The sequence below is a fragment of the Amycolatopsis sp. ATCC 39116 genome (assembly GCF_000231075.2).
Lineage (GTDB): Bacteria > Actinomycetota > Actinomycetes > Mycobacteriales > Pseudonocardiaceae > Amycolatopsis_E > Amycolatopsis_E tucumanensis.
Map to the genome: position 1 here is coordinate 1 of NZ_AFWY03000035.1, position 21,730 is coordinate 21,730.

Below are 21,730 nucleotides of genomic sequence, written 5' to 3' on the forward strand. Positions count from 1 at the left end.
GGAGAGCGCGAACAGCGGACGCGCCGGCGCCGCGGGCAAGGCGGGCGCGTCCGGCTCGCACCTGGCCGGCCCGGCGGGCAACTCGAAGAAGGACGAGGACAAGGACCACGAGCGGCCCGCGTACCTGCTCGAGGACGACCCGGACAGCATCTTCGGCCACGAGGGCGGCACGGACGAGAACGGGAACCGCATCAGCCCACCCGTGATCGGCGGCTGACGGAGCCGGCACGGCGGCAGCCCGCGACTCGTTCGTGGCTGCCGTGTGCCGGGAGCTGACCCAGCAGGCATGCCCTCGGGGCCGGCGCCGATGGCGGCATCGCCAGGTGACCGCCCCAGGGGAACGGCAACCGGCGCCTCGGCAGCCCAGACCCCCTCGCCAGCCGGGACCGATGACCAGCCGGTCCGGCCCCGCGCGGCCGGCGCCCACAGGCACCGTTGGCCCGCGATGGGAAAGACTCCGCCCCAACGAAGCCGACTGCGGCTGGCACGGGCAGCTCCCCCAGCAACCCGCGACTCGCTCGCGCGGCAACCGGCGCCCAGACGGAGGTTCACGGCGGAGGCCGGCCCGGTGCAGTGGGGCACGAGGCCTGGCATCGCGGGCATCCGCATCCGCGGAAGCAGCACCTGCCCGCGGAGGTGGCACGTCAGCCGCCCTCGATGAAGCCTCTCACGGAGTTCGCGACCAGCTCCACGGCGATCGCGGCCAGCAGCAGGCCCGCGATCTTCGCGAGCAGCGTGATACCGCTTTCCTTGATCAGCCGGATGACCACGCCGGAGAACCGCATGCACGCGTAGATGACGATGTGCACGGCGACGATCGCGCAGGCCAGCGCGACGTACGCGCCCACGTGCCCGGACGCCTGCCGCACGAAGACGATCGTCGCGGCGATCGCGCCCGGTCCGGCCAGCAGCGGGGTGCCCAGCGGCACCAGCGCGACGTTGACGTCCTCCACCACGTTCGGCTCGCTCGTCGCGCCGCGGCCGGTCAGCAGGTCCAGCGCGATGAGCAGCAGGAGCAGCCCGCCGGCGCCCTGCAGGGCGGGCACCCCGATCCCGAGGTACGCCAGGATCGCCTGCCCCGCGATCGCGAACAGCGAGATCACCAGCAGCGACACCAGCACCGCCTGCCGCGCCGCCCGCGCCCGCACCGCCGGTGGCTTCCGGCCGACCAGGCTGAGGAACACCGGCACGGTCCCCGGCGGGTCCATGATCACGACCAGCGTGATCGACGCTTCCAGGAACAGCTTCGCGTCGAAGAGGTCGGCGACCGCCAAGGTCAGCCCACCACGATCTGCGCGCCGGACGCCTTGTCGATGAGCGCCTCGAACTGCTCGGGGTCGGTGTTCTCCGCGCCGATCGGGATGGTCTTGTTCGTGCCGTGGTAGTCGCTCGACCCGGTCTGCACCAGCCCCAGCTCACCGGCCAGCCCGCGCAGCTCGGCGCGCGTCGGCTCGTCGTGGTTGGGGTGGTCGACCTCCAGCCCGGTCAGCCCGAGCTCCGCCAGCCCGGCGATGTAGTCGGCGGACACGATCCGCCCGCGGCTGCGCGCGAACGGGTGCGCGAACACGGTGACGCCGCCGGCCTCGGCGATCATCTCGATCGCCCGCTCCACCGGCGTGTCCTGCCGCGGCAGGTAGTAGCCGCGGCCGGCGCCCAGGTACTCGGCGAACGCCTGGTCCACGCTCGTCACCAGCCCGGCGCGCACCAGGGCCTGCGCGAGGTGCGGCCGGCCCGCCGGGGAGTCCGGGCCGAGGGATTCGAGGAGCTCGTCGGCGTCGATCGGCAGGCCGTCGGCGGCCATCCGCACCGCCATCGCGCGCAGCCGGGTGCGGCGCTCCTGCCGCAGCCGCGTCTGCTCTTCGACGATCGCCGGGGACGCCGGGTCGAACAGGTAGGCCAGCAGGTGGATGCTGATGCCGAGGCTGCTCACGCACGACAGCTCGGCGCCGGGCACGAGCGTGAGGCCGGACGGGAGCGCCGCGGCCGCGGCGGCCCAGCCTGCCGTGGTGTCGTGGTCGGTCAGCGCGACCACGTCGAGCCCCGCGGCGGCGGCCGTCGCCACGAGTTCGGCGGGCGTGTCGGTGCCGTCCGACACGGTGGAATGGGTGTGCAGGTCGATGCGCATCGGAATCATTGTCGCCTACCCGGTCGGCACACGGCCGACCAGGCACAACGACGTGTCAACCGACGATCTTCTTGCCGCGCGCGAGGCGCTGGGCCTTGATCATGGAGAAGCGCTCGCTCTGCTTGTGCTTGTCGCCGAAGACGAGTTCGGAGATGGTGTCGTAGAAATCCTCCGGGCTCGGCAGGAACTCGATCCGGTTCAGCGCCTGGATCTGACCGGCCGACTCGACGACGACCGTGCCGTAGCCGAACATCCGGCCCCACGCGGAGCGCTCGTAGGTCAGGTCGGTGACCTTCGAGATCGGCATCATCGCAACCTTGGTGGTGATGACGCCGCTGGTGAGCACGAACCGTTTGTCCGTGACCACCAGGCGCTCGACCCACCATTCGATGACCTTGAACGCGTACACGACGACCACGAGCAGCGCCGCGTACCAGAGGATGTTCTGGACGACCCACAGGGACGGTGGCAGCAGGTAGGACACCATCACGCAGATCGCGAGCAGGGCGATCGTCTCGAAGGTGTCCCAGGCCAGGAATGCCCAGTGCCTGCGGACCCGCACCACGCGCCGCTCGGTGTCGAGCAGGTACTCGTCGGGATCCCGTGGGGCGAACATCAAGCCAGCCTATCCGGCCGCCTACGAAGTGAACACGTTGCTGACGAAGGTGATGACGGCCTCGGCCGATTCACGCAGGAAGTCGACGATGTTGCTGACCAGGTTGGCCGCGTTGCCCGGCTGGGCGATCACGAAGAACAGCACCAACGCGATACCCACGAGCCCGGCAATCTTCTTCGCGTTCACAACGATCAATCCCGTCTCTTACTCCGGCATCGGACTGGCAAGCTCACCAGTAACGTTGTACCGCACTCCGCAGGGTTACGGGAGGTAAGTCCCGCGCTTGGGTCAGTGTCCGGCTGTGATCTAATCGGTTGGTTACTCTCCGCTTCCACCACGCCCGGGTTAGGCTGCCCTCATGAGCGCGACCGGCCCGATTCCCGTGCGCTGCGTAGGCGGGATCTTGCACGATCAAGCGGGCCGCCTGCTGCTCGTCCGGCGCGCGAACGACCCCGGACGCGGACTGTGGTCGATCCCCGGCGGACGCGTCGAACCAGGCGAAACGGACAGCGAGGCGCTGATCCGGGAGATGCGCGAGGAAACCGGGCTCGTCGTGCGCCCCGGCGCGCTGGTGGGCCACGTGATCCGCGGCCGCTACGAGATCCACGACTACACCTGCGCGGTGGCAGGCGGTTCGCTGCGAGCCGGCGACGACGCGGCCGAGGTGCGCTGGGTCGACGAGGCGGCCTTCGCGGCGCTCGCGCTGACGGACGGCTTGGCCGACACGCTGCGTGGCTGGGAGATGCTGCCGCGCTGCTGAGGGCGCTTTCCGCCGCTCGGTGCCGGTGCGTCCGGGGCTCGGAACGGTCGGCTCGGCGGCCGGAACTGTCGGCATGTGGCCCGGGGGAAGCACGCTGTCCGGGGGGCCGACGCGCCCCGGCGCGGCAGTGGCGGGTCGCGGCAGCGGGTTGGCGGGTCGGAAGTGGTGCGCCGGCCAGTCGCGGCGGTGGCGCGGCCCAATGCGCCGGTGCCGCGGCTCGTCGCGGTGGTGACGCGGCTCGTCGCGGCCGTGAGCCGGCGCGCAGCGGTGCCGAGTTGGCCGGTCACGGGGCCCAGTTAGCCGGCTGCGGCGGCGAGCCGGCCTGTTGCGGCGGCGAGCCGGCCGGTTTGCGGCAGTGGCGCGGCCGGTCGCGGCAGTGAAGCCGGCGCGCATCGGTGTCGAGTTGGCCGGTCACGGGGCCTAGCTGGCCGCTTGCGGCGGTGGTTTGGTCGGTCGCGACGGTGCCGCGGCCCGTTGCGGCAGTGGGGTGGCCACTCGCGGCGGTGCCGCGACCCGATGCGGCAGCGGCGCAGCCCGATCCGGCGGCAGCGGCGCCACAATCCCTTAGCGGCGCAGCCCTCACGGCAGGCGGGCAGGGCGCGGACCCGCCGCTGAGAGCAATCCGCCGTGATCAGCCCTGGATCCGGGACTCCGAACCACCCCACTCGCGTTCGCGCAGCTGGAACTTCTGGATCTTCCCCGTCGAAGTCTTGGGCAGCGCGTCCACGAATTCGACCTGGTCGGGCACCTTGAACCGCGCGATCTGCTCCCGCACGTGCGCCCGCAAGTCATCCGCCGTGGCCGTCGCGCCTGGCCGCAGCACGACGTACGCCTTCGGCCGCTCGCCCCACTTCTCGTCCGGCACGCCGACCACCGCGACCTCCGCGACGGCCTCGTGCGAGTCCAGCGCCGCCTCCACCTCGATCGTGGAGATGTTCTCGCCACCGGAGACGATGATGTCCTTCGCCCGGTCACGCAGCTGGATGTAGCCGTCCGGGTGCCACACGCCCAGGTCACCCGAGTGGAACCACCCGCCGCGAAACGCTTTCTCCGTCGCCTCGGGGTCGGCGAAGTAACCGGACATCACGTTGTTCCCGCGCATCACGACCTCGCCCATCGTGACACCGTCGCGGGGCACGTCGCGCATCTGCTCGTCCACCACCCGGATCCCGTCGGTCACCAGCATCCCGACGCCCTGCCGCGCCATCAGCCGGCTCCGCTCGGCGATGTCGAGCTTGACCCACCCCTCCTGCGCCTCGCACACCGTGTACGGCCCGTACGTCTCGGTCAGCCCGTACACGTGCACCAGCCGCGCGCCCAGGTCCGTCATCCGCCGGATCACGGTCGGCGACGGCGGCGCCCCCGCGGTGGTCACCACGACCTCCCGCGGCAGCGGGTGCGCCCCCGAGTACGCGGCGATCGTGTTCAGCACCGTCGGCGCGCCGTTGAGGTGGGTGATCCCCTCGCCGTCCAGCAGTCGCCAGATCTCGGCCGCGTCAACCGCCCGCAGGCACACGTGCGTGCCGCCGATGGCGGTGACCGCCCAGGTCGTGCACCAGCCGTTGCAGTGGAACATCGGCAACGTCCACAGGTACTTCGACTCCGGCGTGTGCCCCGAGTGGATGATCTCGGCCAGCGAGTTCAGGTACGCGCCGCGGTGGTGGTACTGGACGCCCTTCGGCCTGCCGGTGGTCCCGGACGTGTAGTTGATCGAGATCGTCGACCGCTCGTCCGCGACGCTCCACGGCAGCGGCTCGTCGCTGCCCCGCGCCAGCAGCTCGTCGTAGGTGATGCCGCCGACGGCCGGGTCCGGCTCCGCGCCGTCCACCACCGTCACGACGTCCACACCGGTGCCGGGCGGCACCGACGCGTGCAGCGCGGCGTCCACCACCAGCACCTTCGCCCCGGAGTGCTCCAGGATGTAGCGGATCTCGGCCGGCGCGAGCCGGGTGTTGATCGCCACCAGCACCGCGCCCGCGAGCGGCACCGCGAAGTGCGCGACCAGCATCTCCGGGATGTTCGGCAGCAGGTAGGCCACGCGGTCCCCCGGCCCGACCCCGCTCGCCCGCAACGCGTGCGCCACGCGGGTGGCCTCCGCGGCGAACTCGCGGTAGGTCACGCGGCGCTCGCCGTAGACGATCGCGTCCTTGTCCGGGAAGACCTCGGCGGAGCGCTCCAGGAAGGCCAGCGGGGTCAGCGGGGTGAACCACGTGTCAGCCATGACCACATCCTCACCGCAGTGGCCGCCGGCACACAACAGCTAGGCGGCCAGCCAGGTCATCCGGGCGCCGTAGCGGGTGGTGCGGGCCAGCGCGACCGCGTCCCAGCCGCCGGCCGTGCGCCGCGCCAGGCCGAGCGTCGTCTGGCCGTCGACGGCGAAGGCCAGCTCGTCCCGCCCCGGCAGCACCGCGGACAACCCGTGCTCGTACGTCTCGTCCATGACCCACCACAGTGGACGCGACTCGCCCAGCGCGGCCAGCCGCGACAGGAACTCGCCGCGGTCGGCATCCGGCATGTGCCCCATCGTCCGGCAGGTGAGCACCACCAGCGGCACGTCCGCGGGCAGCAGGGCGAGAGCCTCGTCGAACGCGCCGACCGCGTCCCCGGCGACGATCTGCGGCGGCGACTTGCGCTGCGCCAGCGCGGCCGCCCGCAGCAGCCGCACCCGGTCCGGCTGGTCGCCCCACACGCAGGCCTCCAGCCACGCCAGCTCGTCCTCATCGGACAGATCCAGCGGCCGCGGGTCGAGCCCGGCGCGCGCCACGACGGTCAGCTTCTTCGGCAGTTTCGGCAGCACCGCGCCGGGCGCCAGGTCGAGCGCGCAGTGGAGCCCGACCGCCGCCTTGGCAGGCCCGGCGACCAGCTGCTCGCCGCCGTCGCACTGGTACCGGTAGGCGAACTTGTCCATCCCGAGCAGCAGCCCGCCCGCGGTGCCGACCTCGAGCAGCGCGATCTTGCCGCCGGCCTGCTTGGCCGCCATCGCGACCGCGGGGAACACCGACGCGGCGCGCCGCACCTCGTTGTTCGCCAGCGACCGCGACGCGAGCATGCCCGCCGCCTCGCCGGCGTGCGCGAGCAGGAACTCGCGGAACAGCGGCCACGTCTCGTCGTCAACGCCGTAGGACCCGCCCAGCGCGGGGTAGTACCGGTACAGCGGGTGGATCGGGTCGGCCTGGACCAGCCGGTGGGCGACCGCGAACAACAGCGCGGGGCTCGCCTCCTCGGGCGCGGCGGCCAGCAGGCCGGCCACCGCGTCGTCCTCGGCTGCCTTCGACGCCAGGTGCTCGTACAGCGGTGACTCGCCCGCCGCGCTCCCGGCGAACTCGTCCAACCGCCGCTTGGCTTCGGCCAACCCGATCGTCACGCGGTCTCCCTCACTCGTGCGGAACGGGACGGCCCGGCTGCTCGCCCCCACGCGCCTCACCGTAGTTCTGCTTCGGCACCAGGACCTTGCGCCGGAAGATGCACACGATCGTGCCGTCCTGCTTGTAGCCCCGGGTCTCCACGTACACCACGCCCCGGTCGTCCTTGGACTTGGACGGGGTCTTGTCCAGCACCTCGGTCTCACCGTAGATGGTGTCACCGTGGAAGGTCGGCTTGACGTGCCGCAGCGACTCGATCTCCAGGTTCGCGATCGCCTTGCCCGACACGTCCGGCACCGACATGCCCAGCAGCAGCGAGTAGATGTAGTTGCCCACCACGACGTTCTTGCCGAAGTCTGTGGTCTCCGCCGCGTAGTGCGCGTCCATGTGCAGCGGGTGGTGGTTCATGGTGAGCAGGCAGAAGAGGTGGTCGTCGTACTCGGTCACCGTCTTGCCTGGCCAGTGCTTGTACACCGCACCCACCTCGAACTCCTCGAAGTACCGCCCGAACTGCACTGGTCGACCTCCCTGCGGGTAACGCCACACCGACCTGGAGCGACGTCAACTGATGTTGAGGAGTACCCTCGACCAATGGCGGCGGTGCGTCAACGCGACAGCCGCCACGTTGCCGGTCCGGCTGGAGGAGGTGAGGAACGCAAGATGAGTAGTGGCGATAGTCCGCTCCCTAGTAAACCCAGCGTTTCCCTCCACGTGGCCGGAACCATTTCCGTGCTTTAGGCGCAGTTCGCCCGGGAAACGCTGGTAGAGCCGAGCGGACGCATTCCTGCCCGCCCGGCGGTCGTGGTACGCACTGCGAAAGCCAGGAGATCCCATGCCTGCGATTCCCTCCCTCGGCGGCCTGCGCGGCCGGGGCAACGGCCGAGCCGGCCGGGTCGAGCCGCCCGTGCCGGTTCCCGTCTCGGCCTACATCGTCGACTGCGCCGTGTACGTCGACGGCGAACGGCTGCCAGGGCGCTGGACGCACGCCGAGGCCATCAAGGAGGTCCGGCGCCGTCGCGACGGGTTCGTCTGGATCGGCCTGCACGAGCCCGACCAGCAGCAGATCCAGGGCATCGCGGAGGTCTACGGCCTGCACGAGCTGGCCGTGGAGGACGCCGTCCAGGCGCACCAGCGGCCCAAGCTGGAGCGCTACGACGACACGCTGTTCATGGTGCTCAAGACGGTCCGCTACGTCGAGCACGAGTCGCCGACCACGGCCAACGAGATCGTGGAGACCGGCGAGCTGATGGCGTTCCTCGGGCTGGACTTCATCATCACCGTCCGGCACGGGGCGCACTCCGGGCTGGCCCGGCTGCGCCGCGACCTCGACGAGGACCCGGAGCGGCTGACCAACGGCCCGGCCGCGGTGCTGCACGCCATCACCGACCTCATCGTCGACCAGTACCTCGACGTCACCTCCTCGATCGAGGAGGACATCGACGAGATGGAGGCGCGGGTGTTCGCGCCCCGCTCGTCGGTCAGCGCCGAGCAGATCTACCTCATGAAACGCGAGGTGCTGGAGCTGCGCCGCGCGGTGCTGCCGCTGGTCACGCCGGTGCGCAGGCTCGCGGAGGGCTTCACCCGGCTGGTCCCCGACGAGGTCCGGTCGTACTTCCGCGACGTGGACGACCACCTGACCACCGTGTCGGAGCGGGTGGGCAACTTCGACGAGCTGCTGACGACCCTGGTGAACGCCACGGTCGCCAAGATCACGCTCCAGCAGAACACCGACATGCGCAAGATCACCTCGTGGGCGGCCATGATCACGGTCCCCACGATGATCGCGGGTATTTACGGCATGAATTTCGACTACATGCCGGAGTTGCGCTGGAAGTTCGGGTATCCGGCGGTTCTCGTGCTGATTCTCGGGATCTGCCTGCTTCTCTACCGAATATTCAGGAAGAACAAGTGGCTCTGACCCTTTCCTGACCTGTTCGCTGGAAGGAGTTCTCCGATGACCAGACTGCTCACGAGCCTCAAGTTCTGGGCCCTCGCGCTGACCCTGGTGTGGATCGCGGTGGTGGCGGTGCTGATCGCCGACCACCCGGAACTCGCGCAGGCCCACTGACGAGTACCTATCGTGGAGGCATGCGCGCGCTGGTGGTCTCCGACGAGGTCGACGAGCAGCTGTGGGCCGGTGTCGGCCCCGGCTGCGAGGTCGGCCTCGTCCTGGCCGCCGGTGACCTGCCGTTCGACTACCTGGAGTTCCTGACCGACTCGCTGGGCGGCGTGCCGTGCGTGTTCGTGCCCGGCAACCACGACCCGGACCTGTCCGGGTTCACCCGCCACGGCGGCCTGTTCATGCGGGCAGGTTTCCCGCAGGCCTGGCCCGGGCCCGCCGGCGCGGTCAACGCCGACGGCCGGGTCGTCGACGTGTGCGGCCTGCGGATCGCCGGCCTCGGCGGCTCGGTCCGCTACAACGAGGGCCCCAACCAGTGGACGCAGGCGCAGCAGGCCCGGCGCGCCCGGCGGCTGGTCCGGCAGGCTGCGCGCAGGCAGCGCCGCGACGGGCGCGGTGTCGACGTCCTGCTCACGCACGCCCCGCCCCGCGGCGTCGGCGACCGCGAAGACCCGGCGCACCAGGGCTTCGACTGCCTGCACCGGACGGTCGAGAAGATGCGGCCGGACTGGTTGCTGCACGGGCACATCCACCCCTACGGCGAACAACCCAGGGAGCACCGGATGGGCGACACGCGCGTCCGCAACGTCGTCGGCAGGCACCTGATCGCGTTCACCCCGCACGAGGTGCGGACGTGAACGCCGCGCGGGACACCGGTTTCCCCCGCGCCGACGCCGAGCACGACTTCCTGCGCGCCCGGCGGCGGCAGGTGCTGTCGCGGCTGGCGAACTGGCTGCGCCGGGAGCCCGACGACGTCAACATCATGCTGCCGTTCGACGAGGTCGTGGACGCGCTCGGCTACGTGAGCGAGCGGCGAATCGGGTTGCGGGTGATCCCGCTGAACTCGATCGTCGGCAGCGTCGACCGCGGCCGCGACTTCGACCGCCGGTTCCGGCCGACTTCCGGCCGGGTGCGGGAACGGTGGGAACGGCTCGCGCTGGCCGCCCGCCGCGGCGAGCACATCCCGCCGATCGAGGTGTACCGGGTCGGCGACCTGCACTTCGTGATCGACGGGCACCACCGCGTGTCGGTGGCCTACGCGCTGGGGCTGGAGACCATCGAGGCCGCGGTGACCGAGGTGCACACCAAGCTCAACCCGAAGGGCATCCGCTACCGGGGCGACCTGATCGTGAAGGACTACCGGCGGCTGTTCCTGTCGCGGGTGCCGCTGGCGGGCGAGGCGCGGGCGGCGATCGTGGTGAGCGACCCGTGGGACTACGCGCACCTCGGCGAGCACGTCGAGGCGTGGGGTTTCCGGCTGATGCAGTCCGAGGGGAAGTTCCTCGACCGCGCCACGATCGCGCGGCGCTGGTACGAGGAGGAGTACCTGCCGGTGGTGGAAATGATGCGGCAGGCGGAGCTGATCGGCGACCGCACCGAGGCCGAGGCCTACATGTGGGTCGCCGGGGAGCGCTACCGCCTGATCCGCCAGCACCGCTGGGACGACGAGGTCATCGAAGCGCTGCGAGCCCGCCGGCGCTGACGCCGGCGGGCCCTTGGTCGCTCAGGCGTGGACGACCGGCATGTCCGTTTCGATCTCCTCGGGCACGCCCGGCTTGATCAGCAGTCCGCAGACGACCGCGCCGAGCAGGAAGATGCCCGCCGCCCAGGTGAACGCCGTGGTGTAGCTGTGGATCGCGGCGTCCGCCAGCAGCTGCGGCGTCGGCGTCTTGCCCACGGCGAACGAGGCCGCGGCGTCGGCGGCGACCGAGCTGAGCAGCGCGGTGCCGATCGAACCGCCGATCTGCTGGCCGGTGTTGACCGTCGCCGAGGCGACCCCGGCGTCGTGCGGGTCGACGCCCGAGATGGCGACGTTCATCGACGGCGCCATCGACAGGCCGATGCCGACCCCGGCCACCATGAGCGGGAACAGCACACCGCTGGCGTAGGTGCTGGCCGAGTCGATGCCGCTGAGCCAGAACAGCCCGGCCGCGGCGATCACCATGCCCGCGCCGACGAGGACCTTCGGCCCGACGCGCGGCAGCAGCACGCTCGTGGACAGCGTCGCGCTCACCATCAGCGTGCCGACCATCGGCAGGAACGCCAGGCCGGACGTGATCGGCGTGAACCCGAGGTTCTGCTGCAGGTAGTAGGTCAGGAACAGGAAGATGCCGAACATCCCGATGCCCAGCAGGAACACCGCGAGGTACGCGCCGCCGCGGTTGCGGTCGAGCAGCACGCGCATCGGCAGCAGCGGGTGCGCCACCCGCGTCTCGATGCGGACGAACACGCCGAGCAGCACCACACCGGCGGCCAGGAAACCCCACACCAGCGGCGAGGACCAGTCATGGGTCTCGGCGTTGGCGAAGCCGTAGACGACGGCGAACAGGCCCAGGGTCGAGACGACCGCGCCCGGGATGTCCAGTTTCGGCCGGTCCTCGGACGGCCGGTGCCGGAGCAGGCTGGAGCCGCCGACGAAGGCGATCACCGCGAAGACGATGTTGACGAACATGCACCAGCGCCAGTCGAGGTACTCGGTGAGCACCCCGCCGAGCAGCAGTCCGACCGCGGCACCCCCGCCTGCGATCGCACCGAAGATGCCGAACGCGCGGCCGCGTTCCTTCGGGTCGGTGAACGTGGTGGTCAGCAGCGACAACGCGGCGGGCGCCAGCAGCGCGCCGAACACACCCTGCGCGGCGCGGGCGACGATCAGCATTTCGATGCCGTTCGCGGCGCCGCCGACCGCCGAGGCGAGCGCGAAGCCGGCGAGGCCGATGAGGAAGGCGCGCTTGCGGCCGAACAGGTCGTTCACGCGGCCGCCGAGCAGCAGCAGGCTGCCGAAGGCGAGCGCGTAGGCGGTGACGACCCACTGGCGGGCGTCGCTGGAGAAGCCCAGTTCGTGCTGGGCGGTGGGCAGCGCGATGTTCACGATGGTCGCGTCGAGCACGACCATCAGCTGGGCCAGCCCGATCATCACCAGGATCAGCCAGCGCCGCGCGTGGTGCGGGTCGGCCGTCGAGCCGGCTGGTCTCCCCCCGGCGGGCTCGACGTAGGTGGTTTGCGTCATTCCGGTCCTCGCAGACGTATGTGGAGTGGGGACCTCCCCTTCGCTTTCCACCGTACCCAAAAACCGGAGGAGCTATCTCAGGTTTGGTAGAATGGGTTTCATGACGCGGGACACACTGCGCGCCGCATCGCCGCGGCCGCTGCGGCGCGACGCCGAACGGAACCGGCTGCGGATCCTGTCGGCGGCCCGGGACGTGTTCCGGGAGCGGGGTTTCGACGCGACGCTGGACGACGTGGCGCACGCGGCGGGACTGGGCGTCGGCACGGTCTACCGGCGGTTCCCGAACAAGGAACACCTGATCGACGCGATGTTCGCCCGCCGGCTGGAGGAGATCGAGGAGGGCGCCCGCGCGGCGCTGGCCGACCCGGATCCGTGGGAGGGTTTCCGGAAGTTCGTGTGGGACGCGGTCCGGATGATGGCGGACGACCGCGGGATGCGGGACACCTTGCTCAGCAACGCGTTCGGCCAGGTCGAGGTGGCGCGGGTCAAGGACAGGATGATCCCGGTGGTGACCGAGCTGGTGCAGCGGGCGAAGGACAGCGGCGCGTTGCGCGCGGACTTCGTCGAGACGGACTGCCCGGTGCTGTTCAAGATGGTCGCGTCGGTCGTGGAGTACTCGCACGACGTGGCCCCGGACCTGTGGCAGCGGTACCTGACCATGCTGCTGGACGGCCTGCGCGCGGACGGCGGGCAGCGGCAGGAACTGCCGGTGCCGCCGCTGGACCACGAGATGCTGGATTGCGCGATGAAGGCGTGGCACTCGCGGCGTTGAGGTGGTGGCGCCGGACCGCGAGCACCGCGACGCCGGCGATCGCGGTGGCCCCGCACGCGGCGAGGACCGGCAGGTCGAGTTCGGGCGCCTCGCCGAGGACGGTCATGCCGAGCGCGGTGGCGACCACCGGGTTGGCGGCGGTCTGGCACCCGACGACGATGTCCGGCGGCCCGCTGGCGTAGGCGTGCTGGACGAGCCAGGCGGCGGTGGCGAACGCGAGGACCGCGGCGAGCAGGGAGAGCCAGGGCAGGCCGTCGGAGTGCAGGACGTCCCGGATGAGCACGGCGACCAGGCCGTAGCCCGCCCCGGCGGCGACGGCGAGGGCCGCGCTGCGGGCGATGCCCTGGGCGAGCGTGGCGACGGCGACGAGGGCGATGACGAGGACGCCGACGAGCTGACCGGCGTCGACGACGGTGTCCGGCGGGATCGTGGTGGGCTGCGCGTCGCGCGCGGTCAGGGTGACGAACACCGCGACGGCGAGGGTGACGGCGGCGACGGCGGCGCGGGTGACGTGATCGCGGGGTCCGTTGAGGACGGTCAGGATGGGCAGCGCCAGCACGACGACCGGGGTCACGACGGTTACAGGGGCGAACGCGAGGGCGAGCGCCTGCAGGACGGTGCAGGCAGTGAGCACCAGGACGCCGAACCGCCAGGCCGGGTTGCGCAGGAGGGCCGCCGGGCTCGTGCGGCCTGTCGTGGTGACACCGCGGTGCTGCAACCAGGCCCCCAACGCGGCGGCGACCGCCCCGAGGACCGCGCAGGCCACGCCGAGGAAGATCATCGCGGCACCGCCGACCTGGCCATCCGCCACCTCCCGTCGCTGAGGTGAGAATGCCCGCCCGCGGCTGAGAGATTCTTCAGGGCCGCGATGGGGGAAGCCCTCCCCTGGCAGGTAGCTGGTGGCGGCTCCGTCGGCGCGGCGAGGTGACCGGCGGTCGACGGGCGAAACCCTCCCCCTCGCTGTTGAGGATTCAGCCACCCAGTGGTGGCGCTCCTCCGGTATCGGGGCAGCCACCCCAGCGGGCGAGACCCTCTCCCGTCGCCGGCGGCGGTCAGCCACCCAGCGGGTGGAAGCCCTCCCCCGCGGCGGCTTCGGACAGCGCTTTGTCGAACGCCGCGAAGGTCCGGCACTCGCGGTCGGCCGATGCGACCAGCTGGGCGGTGGCGAGCTGGATGGCGTCGTAGGCCCGCAGGCCGTGCACCCCGGTGAGCCGGGCGGCCACGTCGAGGACGATCGGGGTCACCGGGACGACCGCGAACCGGGGCGGCTCGTCCGGGGTGCCGTGGTAGTCGGCCTCGAAGGCGGACACCAGCAGGCGGGCGTCGGCCGCGGAGATGGCGCCCATGCGGTGCTTGCGCCAGAGCGCGGCCGGGATCTCGACGCGCGCGATCTGGGAGACGACCAGCCCGGACAGCGCCTGAACCTGCTCGCTGCCCGGCTCGGCGACGTAGAGCTTGACGAGCGCGGAAGAGTCGGCGAAGACGCTCATGACGCGCTGCGCTTCCGGAGGAGCACGCTGACGCGAATGCCCGGCGGCCGCCGGGTCGGTGCTCCGTCGGTCCGGACGGCACAACCCGCCCGTCGGCCGCCCGTGGGCAAGCCGGTCACCGCGGTCTCACCCTGCGCGGTTGCGAGCCCGACAGCCCGGGCGGCACAACCGCTCGAGCGAACAGCTCCGATCTCCGCCGCCGAATGCCCACCCCGCGTGCAGGCACGCACAGGCACGCGGCCCGGACCCGGACGGGCACCACCGGCGCGGACCTCGCCGCCAATCGCGCACCACCAACTCGCCGAACGTCCCCGGCCGCCGGACAACCCCTCACCGCGGGCCGCGTTCTTCGCTGATCAGGTCGGCGGCCAGGGGGCCCGTCGCAGCGGCGCGGCGCGCGGCGGCGGCCACCGCGGCCGGGTCGGGACGTGTGGCCGGCGTTTCGGGTTCCCACAGCAGGCCGGCCCGGCGGAGGCGTTCACGCAGCCGCGCGTTCTCGTCGCCCGCCAGGTCCGGATCCGTCGCCGCGTCGAGGACGCGCGTGATGAACTCGTTCATGCTCTCCCCCCGTTGAGCCGCGGCCTGCCGGACCCGATGCACCAGTTCGTCGGCGGCGCGCCAGCTGACCTGACTCATGACAGCATGCTAGCAAGGATGCTGTCAGGCCAAGCCGAGAACGGGCCGGAGCACCACTTGCGGGTGACAGCGGCGCTCCGGCCCGAACGAGTACTCAGCCCTCGAAGGTCAGGTTCTTACCCGACGCCGGGTCGAACAGCTGGATCTTCTGCACGTCGAACCACACGTCGAGCGTTCCGCCTTCCCGGGCGCTCGACGCGGGGGACAGCCGGGCCGTGATGGAGGCTCCGCCGCCCGGCACGTCGTCCGCTCCGGCGTCCGCCGCCAGCTCGGCCAGCTCCGACGACGTCGCCGTCGCGCCCTCGACCGTGAAGTACGCGTACTTCTCCGACCCCATCGACTCCAGCACGTCGACGTGGGCGCTGAACACGCAACCGCCGGCGCGGGCGGACTCCTCCAGCAGCCCGGCGTCCTCGAAGTGCTCGGGCCGGATGCCGGCGATCACCTCCCGCGGCGCGTTCGCCTCCTCCGCCAGCCGCCGCAACCGGTCCGGCAGCTGGACCGTGCCCAGCGCGCTCTTCAGGCTCCCGTCCTCCAGCGTCGCCGGCACGAAGTTCATCGACGGCGAGCCGATGAACCCGGCCACGAACAGGTTGGTCGGGTGGTCGTAGAGGAACTGCGGCGAACCGATCTGCTGCACGTACCCGGCCCGCAGCACCACGACCCGGTCGCCCAGCGTCATGGCCTCCGTCTGGTCGTGCGTGACGTACAGCGTGGTCGTGCCGAGCTGGCGCTGCAGCTTCGACACCGACGTCCGCATCTGCCCGCGCAGCTTCGCGTCCAGGTTGGACAACGGCTCGTCCATCAGGAACGCCTTGGGGCTGCGCACGATCGCGCGTCCCATCGCGACGCGCTGCCGCTGGCCACCGGACAGGTTGGACGGTTTGCGGTCCAGGTGCTGGGTCAGGTCCAGGATCTCCGCGGCCTCCTCGACCTTCGCCTTGACCGTCGCGTCGTCGATCTTGGCCAGTCGCAGCGGGAAGGCCATGTTCTCCCGCACGCTCATGTGCGGGTACAGCGCGTAGGACTGGAACACCATCGCGATGTCCCGGTCCTTCGGCGCCTTCTCGTTCATCCGCTCGCCGTCGATGCGCAGCTCGCCGGAGGAGATGTCCTCCAGCCCCGCCACCATGTTCAACGTGGTCGACTTCCCGCACCCGGACGGACCGACCAGGATGATGAACTCACCGTCGGCCACCTGCAGGTCCACTTCGGACACGGCGAGCGCACCGTCCGGATAGCGCTTGCTCACCTTGTCCAGCACGATCTCAGCCATTGGCGCTACCCCTTCACCGCACCGGAGGTCAGCCCCGCGACGATGCGGCGCTGGAAGAACAACACGAACAGGATGATCGGGACGGTGATCACGACCGCGGCGGCGCAGATCGTCCCGGTCGGGTCCTCGAACTGCGAGGCCCCGGTGAAGAACGACAACGCCGCCGGCACCGTCCGCGACGCGTTGGTCGAGGTCAGCGAGATGGCGAACAGGAAGTCGTTCCAGCAGAAAATGAACACCAGGATCGCGGTGGTGAACACCCCCGGCGCGGCCAGCGGGGCGATGACCCGCCGGAACGCCTGGCCCGGCGTGGCGCCGTCCATCTTGGCCGCCTTCTCCAGCTCCCACGGGATCTCCCGGAAGAACGCGGACAGCGTGTAGATCGCCAGCGGCAGTGCGAACGTGATGTACGGCAGGATCAGGCCCGGCCAGGTGTCGAACAGCCCAAGCGTGCGCTCGATGTTGAACAGCGGGCTCACCAGCGACACCTGCGGGAACATCGCGATCAGCAGCGAGACCCCGACCAGCAGCTGCTTGCCGGGGAAGTCCAGCCGCGCGATCGCGTACGCGGCCATCGTCCCCAGGATCACCGCGATCAGCGTCGCGATGAGCGAGATGCCGATCGAGTTGATCAGCGCCCGCACGAAGTCCAGGGTCTGGAAGATGTCCGCGTAGTTCTGCAGCGTCCACGACCGCGGGATGAACTTCCCGTCGTCGATGGTGTCCTTCGTCTTCAGCGACAGCGACAGGATCCACAGCACCGGAACCAGCGCGTAGACCACCACCACGATGTCGATCAGCGTCCACTTCGTCTTGCGGCCGGTGGTGACCGCTCCGCCCATCACCATCAGCGCTTGCCCCCCTTGTCGCTGCCGGGCGCCGCGGTGCCGAACAGCTTGATGAAGATGAACGCGATGATCGCGACCGTGATGAAGATGAGCACCGACATCGTCGAGCCGATGCCCAGGTTCAGGCCCTTGATCAGGTTGTTGTAGGTCTGCATGGACACCGACGACGTGTCGTTCTGGCCGCCGGTGAGCACGTAGATGTTGTCGAAGATGCGGAACGCGTCCAGGGTGCGGAACAGCAGCGCCACCAGGATCGCAGGCTTCATCACCGGCACGATCACCTTGATGAACCGCTGCCACGCGTTCGCGCCGTCCATCGCCGCGGCCTTGAGCAGGTCGTCCGGCACCAGCGCGAGCCCGGCCATCAGCAGCAGCGCCATGAACGGCGTCGTCTTCCACACCTCGGCGAGGATGATGATCGCCATCGACGGGATGTACTGCGTCAGCGGCGCCGAGTCACCGGCCAGGGTGTTGGCCAGGTACCCGGTGTCCGGGGTCCACGCGTAGTACCAGGAGAACGCGGCCACCACGGTCACGATCCCGTACGGGATCAGCGAAACCGTGCGCACCAGGCCGCGGCCGACGAGCGTGCGGTGCATGATCAACGCGAGCAGCATGCCCAGCACCAGCTCGATCGCCACCGAGATGACCGTGAGCGCCATCGTGGTGCCGAACGCCGTCCACCAGTAGGAGTCCGACAGCACCGCCGCGTAGTTGGCGAACCCGACGAACTCGGTCTGCTGCGGGAACCGCAGGTCGTACCGCTGCAGGGACAACCAGATCGAGTAGACGATCGGGTAGCCGGTGACCGCGACCATCACGAACGCCGCGGGCGCGCACAGCAGCCAGCCCAGCCGCCGCTCGGCCCTCTTCCCTTCGCTCAGCGCCGGTTTGCCCGGTCTCGCCGTGGTCCGCTGCGGCGCCGAAACGTCCTCGACCGTGCTCACGGGATCACCCCTTTCGAGTTCAGCGCGTCGGTCAGCTTGGTGCGCAGCTCTTCGGCCGTCCGCTGCGGATCGATCTCCGACGGCGGCGACAGCACCTTGGAGATCACGGTCGACAGGCTCTGGTACGCCGGGGTCAGCGGGCGCACCGCGGGATCCTTGAGCGCGGCGAAGATCGCGTCCCGCATCGGGTACGCGGTGGCCATGCTCGGGTTGTTGTCCGCGTCGACCGGCTTGGTCGGGTCGAGCGGGGTGTCGTCGGTGTAGAGCGACTCGATGCTCGGCGGGACACCGTCGTTGAGCGCGGAGAACTTCTGGTTCTCCGGGCTGCGCAGGCACAGCGCCGCCTCGAACGCCTCCGGCTTGTGCTTGGACGTGGTGCTGACCGCGAGGTCGTAGCCACCGATCGTGGTCTTCGCCGGGATGCCCGGGTCGACCGCCGGGTAGGTGGACCACTTGAAGTGCTGCAGGTCCTGCGGCTGCTCGTCGGCGAACGAGGCGTAGACGAACGGCCAGTTCAGCTCGAACGCGCCGTTGCCGCGCTGGAACGCCTGCCGGACGTCGTCCTCCTTCTGGTTCGTCAGCGACGGGTCGGTGATGCCACTGGAGGTGACCCGCTTGAGGATCTCCAGGGCCTGCACCGCGCCCTCGTCCATGACCACGGACTTGCCGTCGTCGGAGAGGATGTGCCCGCCCGCGGAGGCGACCAGGGTGTTGTAGACGACCACCAGGCCCTCGTACTGGGCGCCGGTGAACAGGATGTTGTGCGGCTTGCCCGCCGCCTTGAGCTGCTCGGCCTCGGCGATCATCTCGTCCCAGGTCGCGGGCGGCTGCGGCGTGATCCGGTCGTCGTACCAGAGCAGCTGGACGTTGGTGTTCTTCGTCGCCGCGTAGAGCTTGCCGTTCCAGGTCGCGGTGGCCAGCGGGCCGGGCAGCACGCCCGCCTCCGCCCGCGCCTTGTTCGACCCCGTCCACTCCTCGGCCCAGCCGGCCTCGGCGAACTCCGGCACCCAGGTGACGTCCAGGCCCAGGATGTCCAGGCCGTCGTCACCGGCGGCGAGCCGGCGCGCCATCTGCAGCCGCTGGTCGTCGGCGCCGCGCTGCAGCTTGTTGTAGACGATCCGGTACCGCCCCGCCGCCTGGGCGTTGCAGTTGTCCACGACCGTCTGGAACGTGTCCTCCGGCGCGTAGTACAGGTTGAGTGTGATCCCCTGTTCGGATCCGCACGCGGTCACCAGGCCGGCCGTCAGCATGGCCGCCCCGGCCACCGCCGCGATCCTGCCGGGCGGCCTGCCCCGGCTCTTACCGTTCCCCATCAGGCCTCCTCCTCGGCACGCGGCCGGCGGGAGACCCACCCCGCACGCCGTCGTGCATGCAATCAAGCAACCCGAGGGTGTCAACCCGGGTCGCACGATCGGTGGGAACTGAAACTATGCCCGGCGATCACGCACCGCAAGCGGTGGAGGTCACGATTCAGCTCGATGACCCGGATGGCCGCATCGCGAGCTTCGCCAGCAGGTCACGGCCCTGCTCCGCGTTGCGCGGCTGGCACAGGACGTCGTAGCGGCCGGCGACGAGCTGGCTGGCCGAGGCGAAGTCGCGGCGGCCGCGCGAGGAGGCGTAGCTGATGGCCGCGAACACCAGGCCGAACAGCACACCGGAGACCAGGCCGACCAGGATCGGCTGGTAGGTGACCTCCGCGCCGGAGGCGAACATGGCCAGCAGGAAACCCACGAACAAGCCGAACCAGGCGCCGGAGATCGCGCCGGTCATGAGGACGCGGCCCCACGACAGGCGGCCAAGCACCCGCTCGACGAGCATCAGATCCACGCCGACGATGGTCACGTCCTCGACTGCGAACTGGTTGTCAGCGAGGTAGTCGACCGCCCGCTGCGCCTCCTGGTAGGTGGCGTAGGAGCCGATCGGCCACCCCGTGGGCGGCGTCGGCAAGCGCGGCAGGCCCTGTGCTTGACGGCCGCCGGAGGAGAACGGGCTGGTCACGGTCATCACCTGTGCTGTCGTAGTGATCGAGTGACTTCATCCTGCCAACCCCTATGAAACCACGCGAACCCGACACTCCAAGTGCCTTCAGCGGGGATGATGCACCGGTGCCCTTGATCGACTCGGCCGACGCCGACTTCCGCGTGTGCGAGGTCAGCTTCCGAACACTGCTCGAAATCCAGGCGGAGGCGGAGTCCCGCGGTTTCGCGAGTCGGTGGAGCTCCGTGGAGGCGCTCCGCGGCCAGGTCCGGCCGGGAGCCGTGCTCCTGCAGTCGCTGATGCGCGAAGAGCGCGGCGGGAGCGTGCGGGCCTACCGGTGCCTGGCGCTGTTCGCGGCCGCGGATCGCGCTGGGGCCGGTGCGATCGTCACGATCGACCTCGCTCCCGAGCGGTTCGCCTCGCTCGAGCGGCTCGACCGCGACTCCGCGGTCCGCGGGGCGCTGGTCCGGGTGTTCACCCTCGCGACGGGCGGGCTGTCGATGGTCGCGAAGGCGTAGCGGCCCGCCCACGGACGATGGGCGGGCCGCGCCGGGGTTAGGAGCGGGACTGGTACTCGCGCAGCAGGCCGCGGCTGATGATCGTCTTCTGGATCTCGCTGGTGCCCTCGCCGATGAGCAGGAACGGCGCCTCCCGCATCAGGCGCTCGATCTCGTACTCCTTGCTGTACCCGTAGCCGCCGTGGATGCGGAACGCCTCCTGCGTCACCTCGGCGCAGTACTCGCTCGCGATGAGCTTCGCCATGCCCGCCGCCACGTCGTTGCGCTCGCCGGTGTCCTTCAGCCGCGCCGCGTTGACCATCATCAGGTGCGCCGCCTCGACCTTGGTGGCCATCTCCGCGAGCTTGAACGCGATGGCCTGGTGCTGGGCGATCGGCTTGCCGAACGTCTTGCGCTGCTGCGCGTACTCCACGGCCAGCTCGAACGCCCGGATCGCGATGCCGCACGCCCGCGCCGCCACGTTCACCCGGCCGACCTCGATGCCGTCCATCATGAACGAAAAGCCCCTGCCCGGCGCCTCACCGAGGACCTGCGAGGCGGGGATGCGGAAGCCGTCGAACACCGCCTCGGTGGTGTCGACGCCCTTGTAGCCCATCTTGTCGATCTTGCCGGGGATGGTGAGCCCGGGCGCCACCTCGCCGAAGCCCTCCGGCTTCTCCACCAGGAACGTCGTCAGGTTCTGGTGGGCCTTCTCCGCGCCCTCATCAGTGCGCACCAGCAATGCGATCAGGTTCGACGAGCCGCCGTTGGTCAGCCACATCTTCGACCCGTCGATGACGTAGTCGTCCCCGTCGCGCCGCGCGCGGGTCTTGATGGCCGCGACGTCCGAGCCCAGGTCGGGCTCGGACATCGAGAACGAACCACGGACCTCGCCGGCCGCCATCTTCGGCAGGTACTTCTGCTTCTGCTCCGGCGTGCCGTGCCGGGAGATCATGTGCGCCACGATGAAGTGCGTGTTGATGACACCGGAGACGCTCATCCAGCCGCGCGCGATCTCCTCGACCACGAGCGCGTAGGTCAGCAGCGACTCGCCGAGCCCGCCGTACTCCTCCGGGATCGTGATCCCGAACAGGCCCATCTCCTTCATGCCCTCGACGATGTCCGCCGGGTAGGCGTCCGCGTGCTCCAGCTCCTGGGCGTGCGGGATGATCTCCTTGTCCACGAACGAGCGGACCGTGGACAGGATCTCTTGCTGCACGTCGGTGAGACCGGCGGTCTGGGCCAGACGGGCCATGGGGCGACTCCTGTGTCAGCGGGCGGTATTACCGGCGAGTATG

Annotated in this window: 23 protein-coding genes and 1 pseudogene; 8 read left to right on the forward strand and 16 right to left on the reverse strand. The window is 70.4% G+C overall.

Annotated features, from left to right (window positions below; genetic code table 11):
- Nucleotides 1-217 (forward strand): annotated as a pseudogene (locus AMY39116_RS46650) (hypothetical protein); the annotation flags it as partial.
- 427 nt (nucleotides 218-644) lie between these two features.
- On the opposite strand, the gene AMY39116_RS0327970 reads toward AMY39116_RS46650, so the two are convergent.
- The 4 genes from AMY39116_RS0327970 to AMY39116_RS46860 are packed head-to-tail and all read right to left on the reverse strand — an operon-like array spanning nucleotide 645 to nucleotide 2,927.
- Complete coding sequence (locus AMY39116_RS0327970) at nucleotides 645-1,274, reverse strand: MarC family protein (protein ID WP_017986945.1); 630 nt, start codon at nucleotides 1,272-1,274, stop codon at nucleotides 645-647.
- Nucleotides 1,275-1,276: 2 nt separating this feature from the next.
- Nucleotides 1,277-2,134, reverse strand: coding sequence for a PHP domain-containing protein (locus tag AMY39116_RS0327975; protein ID WP_027936276.1), 858 nt, complete (start codon nucleotides 2,132-2,134; stop codon nucleotides 1,277-1,279).
- Between the two features lie 46 nt (nucleotides 2,135-2,180).
- Nucleotides 2,181-2,741 carry a PH domain-containing protein gene (locus AMY39116_RS0327980; RefSeq protein ID WP_020420917.1) on the reverse strand — a complete coding sequence of 187 codons (561 nt, stop codon included), beginning with the start codon at nucleotides 2,739-2,741 and terminating at the stop codon, nucleotides 2,181-2,183.
- A gap of 21 nt (nucleotides 2,742-2,762) precedes the next feature.
- Nucleotides 2,763-2,927: a hypothetical protein gene (locus AMY39116_RS46860; RefSeq protein ID WP_017986942.1), complete on the reverse strand. Its 165-nt coding sequence runs from the start codon at nucleotides 2,925-2,927 to the stop codon at nucleotides 2,763-2,765.
- 172 nt (nucleotides 2,928-3,099) lie between these two features.
- On the opposite strand from AMY39116_RS46860, the gene AMY39116_RS0327990 reads away from it, so the two are divergent.
- On the forward strand, nucleotides 3,100-3,501 hold the full coding sequence (locus AMY39116_RS0327990) for an NUDIX hydrolase (RefSeq protein WP_020420918.1): 402 nt from the start codon (nucleotides 3,100-3,102) through the stop codon (nucleotides 3,499-3,501).
- Between the two features lie 631 nt (nucleotides 3,502-4,132).
- On the opposite strand, the gene AMY39116_RS0327995 is transcribed toward AMY39116_RS0327990, so the two are convergent.
- From AMY39116_RS0327995 to AMY39116_RS0328005, 3 genes are read right to left on the reverse strand one after another with little or no spacing between them, the layout of a single operon-like run.
- Complete coding sequence (locus AMY39116_RS0327995) at nucleotides 4,133-5,722, reverse strand: acyl--CoA ligase family protein (RefSeq protein WP_020420919.1); 1,590 nt, start codon at nucleotides 5,720-5,722, stop codon at nucleotides 4,133-4,135.
- 39 nt (nucleotides 5,723-5,761) lie between these two features.
- On the reverse strand, nucleotides 5,762-6,865 hold the full coding sequence (locus tag AMY39116_RS0328000; RefSeq protein WP_027936277.1) for a DUF2332 domain-containing protein: 1,104 nt from the start codon (nucleotides 6,863-6,865) through the stop codon (nucleotides 5,762-5,764).
- Between the two features lie 10 nt (nucleotides 6,866-6,875).
- The gene (locus AMY39116_RS0328005; RefSeq protein ID WP_020420921.1) at nucleotides 6,876-7,379 is read right to left on the reverse strand and encodes a MaoC family dehydratase; all 504 of its coding nucleotides are present in this window, start codon (nucleotides 7,377-7,379) and stop codon (nucleotides 6,876-6,878) included.
- 316 nt (nucleotides 7,380-7,695) lie between these two features.
- Between AMY39116_RS0328005 and AMY39116_RS0328010 the strand changes: the two genes are divergently transcribed.
- The 3 genes from AMY39116_RS0328010 to AMY39116_RS0328025 all read left to right on the forward strand — a co-directional run bounded on the left by AMY39116_RS0328010 (nucleotide 7,696) and on the right by AMY39116_RS0328025 (nucleotide 10,465).
- Nucleotides 7,696-8,781 (forward strand): magnesium and cobalt transport protein CorA, encoded by a 1,086-nt coding sequence (locus tag AMY39116_RS0328010; RefSeq protein ID WP_020420922.1) that lies wholly within the window; start codon nucleotides 7,696-7,698, stop codon nucleotides 8,779-8,781.
- Nucleotides 8,782-8,951: 170 nt separating this feature from the next.
- Nucleotides 8,952-9,620 carry a metallophosphoesterase gene (locus AMY39116_RS0328020; RefSeq protein WP_020420923.1) on the forward strand — a complete coding sequence of 223 codons (669 nt, stop codon included), beginning with the start codon at nucleotides 8,952-8,954 and terminating at the stop codon, nucleotides 9,618-9,620.
- Nucleotides 9,617-10,465, forward strand: a complete 849-nt coding sequence (locus AMY39116_RS0328025; protein ID WP_020420924.1) for a ParB N-terminal domain-containing protein — start codon at nucleotides 9,617-9,619, stop codon at nucleotides 10,463-10,465. Before AMY39116_RS0328020 ends, AMY39116_RS0328025 begins: the two co-directional genes overlap by 4 nt.
- A 21-nt stretch (nucleotides 10,466-10,486) precedes the next feature.
- Here AMY39116_RS0328025 and AMY39116_RS0328030 read toward each other — a convergent pair whose 3' ends face one another.
- Entirely contained in the window at nucleotides 10,487-11,989 is a 1,503-nt protein-coding gene (locus AMY39116_RS0328030; protein ID WP_020420925.1) for an MFS transporter, read from the reverse strand.
- A 91-nt stretch (nucleotides 11,990-12,080) separates the two neighbouring features.
- Between AMY39116_RS0328030 and AMY39116_RS0328035 the strand changes: the two genes are divergently transcribed.
- Both AMY39116_RS0328035 and AMY39116_RS0328040 read left to right on the forward strand, forming a co-directional pair.
- The gene (locus AMY39116_RS0328035; RefSeq protein WP_020420926.1) at nucleotides 12,081-12,761 is read left to right on the forward strand and encodes a TetR/AcrR family transcriptional regulator; all 681 of its coding nucleotides are present in this window, start codon (nucleotides 12,081-12,083) and stop codon (nucleotides 12,759-12,761) included.
- A 4-nt stretch (nucleotides 12,762-12,765) separates the two neighbouring features.
- A complete protein-coding gene (locus AMY39116_RS0328040; protein ID WP_020420927.1) occupies nucleotides 12,766-13,590 on the forward strand; it encodes a hypothetical protein in 825 nt (274 codons plus the stop codon).
- A gap of 223 nt (nucleotides 13,591-13,813) precedes the next feature.
- On the opposite strand, the gene AMY39116_RS0328045 is transcribed toward AMY39116_RS0328040, so the two are convergent.
- From AMY39116_RS0328045 to AMY39116_RS0328075, 7 genes are all read right to left on the reverse strand, one after another.
- Nucleotides 13,814-14,251, reverse strand: coding sequence for a type II toxin-antitoxin system VapC family toxin (locus AMY39116_RS0328045; protein ID WP_020420928.1), 438 nt, complete (start codon nucleotides 14,249-14,251; stop codon nucleotides 13,814-13,816).
- A 330-nt stretch (nucleotides 14,252-14,581) separates the two neighbouring features.
- A complete protein-coding gene (locus tag AMY39116_RS0328050) occupies nucleotides 14,582-14,887 on the reverse strand; it encodes a hypothetical protein (protein ID WP_027936279.1) in 306 nt (101 codons plus the stop codon).
- Nucleotides 14,888-14,981: 94 nt separating this feature from the next.
- Nucleotides 14,982-16,163, reverse strand: coding sequence for an ABC transporter ATP-binding protein (locus tag AMY39116_RS0328055; RefSeq protein ID WP_020420930.1), 1,182 nt, complete (start codon nucleotides 16,161-16,163; stop codon nucleotides 14,982-14,984).
- Between the two features lie 5 nt (nucleotides 16,164-16,168).
- On the reverse strand, nucleotides 16,169-17,011 hold the full coding sequence (locus AMY39116_RS0328060) for a carbohydrate ABC transporter permease (protein ID WP_027936280.1): 843 nt from the start codon (nucleotides 17,009-17,011) through the stop codon (nucleotides 16,169-16,171).
- Nucleotides 17,011-17,958: a carbohydrate ABC transporter permease gene (locus tag AMY39116_RS0328065; protein ID WP_020420932.1), complete on the reverse strand. Its 948-nt coding sequence runs from the start codon at nucleotides 17,956-17,958 to the stop codon at nucleotides 17,011-17,013. The genes AMY39116_RS0328060 and AMY39116_RS0328065 overlap by 1 nt, the downstream gene beginning before the upstream one ends.
- A complete protein-coding gene (locus tag AMY39116_RS0328070) occupies nucleotides 17,955-19,271 on the reverse strand; it encodes an ABC transporter substrate-binding protein (protein ID WP_027936281.1) in 1,317 nt (438 codons plus the stop codon). Before AMY39116_RS0328070 ends, AMY39116_RS0328065 begins: the two co-directional genes overlap by 4 nt.
- Before the next feature lie 157 nt (nucleotides 19,272-19,428).
- The gene (locus AMY39116_RS0328075) at nucleotides 19,429-19,962 is read right to left on the reverse strand and encodes a general stress protein (RefSeq protein WP_017986924.1); all 534 of its coding nucleotides are present in this window, start codon (nucleotides 19,960-19,962) and stop codon (nucleotides 19,429-19,431) included.
- Nucleotides 19,963-20,063: 101 nt separating this feature from the next.
- Here AMY39116_RS0328075 and AMY39116_RS0328080 point away from each other — a divergent pair, with 101 nt between their 5' ends.
- On the forward strand, nucleotides 20,064-20,453 hold the full coding sequence (locus tag AMY39116_RS0328080; RefSeq protein WP_020420934.1) for a hypothetical protein: 390 nt from the start codon (nucleotides 20,064-20,066) through the stop codon (nucleotides 20,451-20,453).
- Nucleotides 20,454-20,490: 37 nt separating this feature from the next.
- Here the strand turns inward: AMY39116_RS0328080 and AMY39116_RS0328085 are convergent, their stop codons facing one another.
- Nucleotides 20,491-21,687, reverse strand: coding sequence for an acyl-CoA dehydrogenase family protein (locus AMY39116_RS0328085; protein WP_020420935.1), 1,197 nt, complete (start codon nucleotides 21,685-21,687; stop codon nucleotides 20,491-20,493).
- Nucleotides 21,688-21,730 lie beyond the last annotated feature (43 nt).